This is a genomic window from Skermanella sp. (assembly GCF_059503625.1).
This window is the reverse complement of record NZ_JCACHA010000648.1, coordinates 1-5207: the sequence shown is the minus strand read 5'-3', so window position 1 is coordinate 5207 and position 5207 is coordinate 1. Positions and strand designations below refer to the sequence as shown.

Sequence of the window (5207 nt, the reverse complement as noted above, 5' to 3'; positions counted from 1 at the left end):
GATCTCCTCGTTTTCGGTCACGGCCTCAATCACCAGGTCGCACTCCGAGAACAAGGTGAGACCAGTGCCGGTGCTGATACGGTCGAGCGCTGCCCTCCGAGTGGCCTCAGAGATTTTACCCTTCGAGACCTGGTGGTCCAAATTGTCAGTCATGTTGGATCGGGCCCGCTCCAGCGCCTCGGTGCTGATGTCGACCAAATAGACGTCAAAGCCCGACACGGCGCAGACATGGGCAATCCCGCAGCCAATCTGGCCGGCTCCAATGACACCGATTTTCCGGATAGTGATAGGTTGTGTTGCTGTCATGGTCCCGCCGTTTTTTTGTTTTTCAACTCAGCTCACGACGTCAATTGACGTTTCCAGCTCCGCAGTGCTTCACTCAATCATGCCACCGATGACAGGGAGGTCACAAAGCGCTCGCTACAGCGGGTTATATCATTACATGCTGTTGGCAAATTCCGAAATGAGGCTTCAAGTGGCCTCGACGGGTGAAAAATCCCGTTTCTGGCCGCATCCCCGGCGAAGTTCCGAGTACCTTGGCCCGGTCGTCGATTTCGCCAACAGCATCGTTCTGTGGCGTCACCCCGACAACGGACGTTTTTGACTTCCGAAACTTCACGGGCGCGGCCGAAGCCGTGGGGCAGGACGCTTCGCTGGCGGAACGCCATGTCAGCGAAAGCCAAGCCAAAGCTCCGCCCTCACGGTACCGCCTGTTTCGCCCGGACAACCCGGCGACAGCTCTGGAGATGGCAGTCAATCACCTGATGTGGTCGCGCCTTCTGGTCGGCCAGATCAACCGCGGGCACTACCGGTTCGTTCTCGATGGAAAGAACAGGGCAGTGTTTTTTATTGGCTGGTCGGTGAGGCAAGCGGCGAAGCATGGCTGAGCGGGCGGGTTGGGGTCCAGAGCGACGATTGCATTGTCTTCAACGCCTGGTCCTCTAACAGGGCCGGGGTCAACCGTTTCGTCCTCGTCGCCGTGCGACGCGATGCTCGGCTGCTGGCTGGCCTTCTTCACGCGCTACTACAAGGACGGCGGGATCAGGCCATTGCGCATGAACGTCAATGATTTCGCCAAACGTCACCTCGGAAAGAATGAGTGATCGATGTGGCTTAGCAGTAATGACTCAGGAGCATCGAGTCTTTCTTTTGAACATGTCAGCTGGTTAGCGCGAAAGAGTTATTAATCATGCTGAGATGCTCTGAGGCGATCCTACCATTTATTCCGAATTATTATCAGGAAATCCTCTCATTCAGAAGAGAAATGGAACGTTGTGCATCGCACCATGTTTGTTTGCATATGCGAGATGGCTTGAAGGCCATCGCGTAATCACAGCCAATCACCAGGGTATTTTGATATGACCACATCCATCATTGGGCTTTTCGAGAGCAGCGACATCGCCAGCAAGGTTCTTGGCGAGCTGACCAAGGCCGGCTTCAAGAAGGACGCGGTGGAAATCATCGAGAACGTCGCGGCATCCAAGATCACGAGCCGCCTGGTCGAGGCTGGTTACGAGAAGGACAAGGCCGAGAGCTACGGCAAGGCGATGCAGAAGGGCGGCGCCCTGATCGTGGCCGAGGCGCCGGACGACAAGGCCGACGAGGCCCTGGACATGATGCGCAGCTTCAAGGCGCTGTCCCCGGAAGCCCTGCTGGAGAAGCTCGGCAATCAGACTCCCGAAGAAACCCAGTCGGCCCAGGTGATCGAGGAGGAGCTTGAGGTCGGCGTCGCACGGACGACCGGCGGCAAGCGCCTGAAGACCGAGGTCAGTGAGCGGGAAGTCCAGGAGACCGTGACCCTTCACGAGGAAACGATCGAGGCCGAGCGCACCAAGGTCGATCGTGTCCTGAAGCCTGAGGAAGCCGCCAAGGCGTTCCAGGGAACTACGGTCGAGCTGACCGCGACCACGGAGAAGCCGGTGGTTTCCAAGCAGGCTCACGTGGTTGAGGAAGTCTTGCTGAGCAAGCAGTCGGGTGAGCGCGACGTCACCGTCAGTGGCACCGTCCGCCGCCAGGATGTCACCGTTGAGGATATTGACGGCAAGTCCGGCAAGTCCAAGACCGCCAAAACAGCCTAAAGCCAGGACGCGGAAACGAGTGGCGCATCTGGCTCCTCCCGACACAGAGCATACTGCCCTGTTCTGTCCAGCGAACCGCGACACTTGTTTCCGCGTTCAGCTGCGGACCGTGCAGGTCCCGCGGAATTCAAGACCGAGGTATTGTTTATGCCTGCGATCATCAATAAGACCGATGCCCGCAAGACCGTTCGAGATGCCGGCGATGGTGAGGCCAAAGCCGGCACCAATGGTGCTGCTGTCGACAGTAGGACGGCTCACGACGCATCCGAAGCAGGGGACGGCACTGTCCGGAAAGACAGGGTCGCCGGAAGTCGCGCCGCGACCCGGGAGAATGCCGGGGAGGCTGCGGAACAGAGTCTTCAGAAGGCCGCGGTGGATCTGCGCAGCCCAATGGAACGCTCAGCAGAGACGGTCACCGATGTCGTTGACGCGACCCGTGAGATGAGCGAGCGGCCGGATGAACAGCTCGCCCGGATGTCGGCACTGCGGGATAAGGCATCCAGGGAATTAGCCGGCCGCACCCAGCAGAACCTGGGCGCCATGATCCAGACCGGCGTCAAGCTGGCTGATGGCTTCCAGACAATTATGCGGGAGTGGGCTGACTACACGCGGGCCGCCATGCAGTGCAATATAGACGGCATGAACAGCATCATGCGGGCACGGACGCCGCAGGATCTCATGACGGCACAAAGAGAGCTGATGAACGCCGAAGTGCAGGTCATGCTGAACAGCGGCGTCAGGATCTCCGAAGCGACACTCCGGATCGCCAGCGATGCTGTCCAGAGCATCCCTGGGCGGACGAAGTAGGGAGACCAGCAGAGCTCCAGACAGGCTTCCTCCGGAGCCTGAAATACCAAAAAAGAGCCGCGGATCCCGCGTCTCTTTCCATGTCTATTCCAGATCGCCCCCAGGTTCCTGACGACGCGAGTGTCAGGCAACGATGGCAACGCGACCGGCTGCCTTGGGTTGAGCGGTCGCCTTGACTTCATCGAGGACGGCTGCTTTGGGGCGGGCAGCAGCCTTGACCTCATCCAGGCTCGCGACCACGCGGCGGCTGAGGATGTCGGCAGCTTCGGTTCCGACCTTGGCAACGATGTCGCCGAGTTCGCGGGCATCGGCCACGTTCTTCTCGTAGGAGGTCTTCGTCAGGTCAATCCGCTTGACCAGCGTTTCCGTGACCGAGGCGCTGTTCGGCTTGAAGGATGCAAGATCCTGGAACTGCTTGACCGACTGCCGGGCGATCTCGCCCTGGCGCTGCATGACAGTCTGCAGACCCTGCACGACCGTCTGGTTGGCGGCAGTCAGTGCTTCGAAGTTGCGGCGCTGGATATCCACAACTGTGTTGACGTCAAAACCGGACAGCTTGAAGGCCTGGGCCAGTGAGGCGGCATCGAACGCCGGCAGCTGGAACAGCTTGGCAAAGGAATTGAACGACGGAGCGGGTGCTGCAGTAGCATTACCAGTACGGCTGGTCGTAGTCATGAGAATAAATCCTGATCCTGAAGGAATGTTGCGGCTAGTCCTGGATCGGATAGTCCCGAAGCTTCCAGATCCAACCATTTGCTGCACTGCAACATAGAGAGGGGTGGTCCAAGGTTCAAGGGAAAACATGCCACCCTCTTCAGCATGGGCTGAACAACTGGGCGGAGCAGCACCTTCATCAGAGCGGCCCGGCGCCTCGTCCGGCAAGGCGCTTCTGGTTGCCTTCACTGGCCAAACTCCAGCTCCGCCTCAGCCTGTCATCGTCGTTCTCACGATAATCAAGGTATCGACTGACGCGGAACCTGACGAACGCGCCTTTCAGGCGTGAGGAAGGACGGCTATTCCCGACTATGACCCAGCGTTGGTGGTTGCTCCCGGAGACGGCATCCGCGTTGCCGATGGGATTGTCGGGAGCTGATCCAGGGGCGATCGAAAAGGCTCAGGCGCTGTGGAGGTGGCGCACCGCCTCCCGGGCGCGGAACAGTTCAGGTTCACGACCGCCTGGCGACCCGTGCCAACAGATCAGAGACTTGATCGCCGGCCGACAGCAGGCTCCGCATACCCTCCTGGAGGTAGTCGTGATGCAGGCTCTGCAGGTCGGCCACGGTGCACACCTCGTCACCGGCATTGGTGTCGCCCTGGACCGCGTTGGACGGCTTTCCAGGCTTGGCGGCGTCCTCATCCTCCTCAACCAGAGCAGCCTCGATCTCCATAAAATCTTCCATATCCTGCTGACTTAACATCAGGGTGTACTCCAGTTCGTTTGATTTACGGGAATTGCCTTCCCCGGCCCCTGTCGGATTTACGACAAGATTGGCGGACTACGCGAGCACCGGCCGCGGGCACCCGTTGTCGTTCAAGGCGACCAACTTGAACTCGGCATCGGTGACCTTGATCCGGTCGCCCTGGCCCTGCCGCAGGACCCAAACCTCAACCGCCAACGTGATCGAGGTGTCGCCGATGGCGATCGTGTCGGTGTAGCAGCAGATCGCATCGCCGACCCTGACCGGCTCCAGGAACGCCATGTTGGACACCGCTACCGTCACGACGGTGCCGTTGGCGATCTTCGTTGCCGTCATCAGCGCCGCCGCGTCCATCACCGACATGATCCAGCCGTCGAAGATGTTGCCCATCGGATTGGTGTGCGACGGCATCGCCAGCATGCGCGACGCCAGTTCACCGCGCGGTTCAGATAAGGTCTCAGGTTTGTGCTGTACCTGATACATGGGTAGTCTCCATTCAAAGAAATGAGATGGCGTTCCCCAGGTATCGGCTAAACTCAATTATGTTGCACTGCAACATGGGGACTGTATGCCAACGCGTCAAGCACATACTGCCGCTTCTGCAACGGCCGACGCCATCTCCGGGAAGTTCAGGCGGCACAGCGCAGTGCCCAATGTGAGCCATGGGTTCCGGGCGTATTAGGCGTCGGCACAGTAGTTCGCGGGGGCCATCAAGGCGGTATCGAAACGGACGGGCTATCGCTTATATCGCGTCCGGTGATGAGCGATATCTGATGCTGGCAAGGCTGTGAAATGCCTTTCCTGACGAGACCGTCAACGGAATGGGAATCAGGCAGCCATAGTCGTTTCGGCGCCGGGATTGGCTTTGAAGAGCTGTCCGAAGCCGGAGCCGAGTTTACTGTTG

General features: G+C 59.3%; 7 protein-coding genes. 3 read left to right on the top strand and 4 right to left on the bottom strand.

All coding sequences use genetic code 11. The features are described 5' to 3' along the window. The coding region (locus AC5JJ6_RS19805; protein WP_496043709.1) for a 3-hydroxyacyl-CoA dehydrogenase NAD-binding domain-containing protein at positions 1-306 on the bottom strand (306 nt) is incomplete at its 3' end. 182 nt (positions 307-488) lie between these two features. On the opposite strand from AC5JJ6_RS19805, the gene AC5JJ6_RS19800 reads away from it, so the two are divergent. From AC5JJ6_RS19800 to AC5JJ6_RS19790, 3 genes are all read left to right on the top strand, one after another. Continuing rightward, positions 489-887 (top strand): hypothetical protein, encoded by a 399-nt coding sequence (locus AC5JJ6_RS19800; RefSeq protein ID WP_496043708.1) that lies wholly within the window; start codon positions 489-491, stop codon positions 885-887. A 471-nt stretch (positions 888-1358) separates the two neighbouring features. Continuing rightward, complete coding sequence (locus tag AC5JJ6_RS19795) at positions 1359-2078, top strand: YsnF/AvaK domain-containing protein (RefSeq protein ID WP_496043707.1); 720 nt, start codon at positions 1359-1361, stop codon at positions 2076-2078. A gap of 147 nt (positions 2079-2225) precedes the next feature. Continuing rightward, positions 2226-2885, top strand: coding sequence for a phasin family protein (locus AC5JJ6_RS19790; RefSeq protein WP_496043706.1), 660 nt, complete (start codon positions 2226-2228; stop codon positions 2883-2885). A 123-nt stretch (positions 2886-3008) separates the two neighbouring features. On the opposite strand, the gene AC5JJ6_RS19785 is transcribed toward AC5JJ6_RS19790, so the two are convergent. The 3 genes from AC5JJ6_RS19785 to AC5JJ6_RS19775 all read right to left on the bottom strand — a co-directional run bounded on the left by AC5JJ6_RS19785 (position 3009) and on the right by AC5JJ6_RS19775 (position 4786). Beyond that, positions 3009-3560, bottom strand: a complete 552-nt coding sequence (locus AC5JJ6_RS19785; protein WP_496043705.1) for a phasin family protein — start codon at positions 3558-3560, stop codon at positions 3009-3011. 491 nt (positions 3561-4051) lie between these two features. Next, positions 4052-4273: a hypothetical protein gene (locus AC5JJ6_RS19780; protein ID WP_496043704.1), complete on the bottom strand. Its 222-nt coding sequence runs from the start codon at positions 4271-4273 to the stop codon at positions 4052-4054. 108 nt (positions 4274-4381) lie between these two features. Continuing rightward, positions 4382-4786: an acyl-CoA thioesterase gene (locus AC5JJ6_RS19775; protein ID WP_496043703.1), complete on the bottom strand. Its 405-nt coding sequence runs from the start codon at positions 4784-4786 to the stop codon at positions 4382-4384. Positions 4787-5207 lie beyond the last annotated feature (421 nt).